This is a genomic window from Streptomyces sp. DH12 (assembly GCF_020873895.1).
Taxonomy (GTDB): Bacteria; Actinomycetota; Actinomycetes; order Streptomycetales; family Streptomycetaceae; genus Streptomyces.
The window spans coordinates 1-421 of record NZ_JAHWGT010001341.1 but is presented as its reverse complement, the minus strand read 5'-3'; the positions used below and the strand labels follow the sequence as shown (position 1 = coordinate 421).

Sequence of the window (421 nt, the reverse complement as noted above, 5' to 3'; positions counted from 1 at the left end):
GCCGTGTACCACGGCCTTGTCCTTGATCTGCTGCAGCAGCGCGCCGCGCGTGTCCGTCATGCCTGTCAGCTTAAAGCCGGGTCCAGGTCCAGGTCGTGGAGGCCTCCAGCGGCTCCAGCGGCGTGACCAGGCGCGGGTGGGTGTTCAGCCCGTCCGGCGGCCCGGTCTGCGGTTCCACGCAGACGGCCTCGGCCTGCTCGTCGTAGACCACGACCCACTCCTCGCGGCTGGTCACCTTCAGCCGGAGCTGCCCCGGCCAGGTGAGGGTGACGTCCACGCCGCCGGGCATCCCGAAGCAGTCGTCCCACGGGCCCGGCCGGGGGTCGACGCGCCGCCCGGTGGGCAGGTGGTCCTCCCCGCGCTCCTCCTGCCAGGCGGGCTCGAAGCCGAGGGTCACGTCCTCACCGCCGAGGTTGCGCAG

Annotated in this window: 1 pseudogene; it reads right to left on the bottom strand. The window is 72.9% G+C overall.

The annotated features are described in order from the left end of the window. Positions 1–70: 70 nt before the first annotated feature. Positions 71–421, bottom strand: a pseudogene (locus tag LPA54_RS39990) (aldose 1-epimerase); the annotation flags it as partial.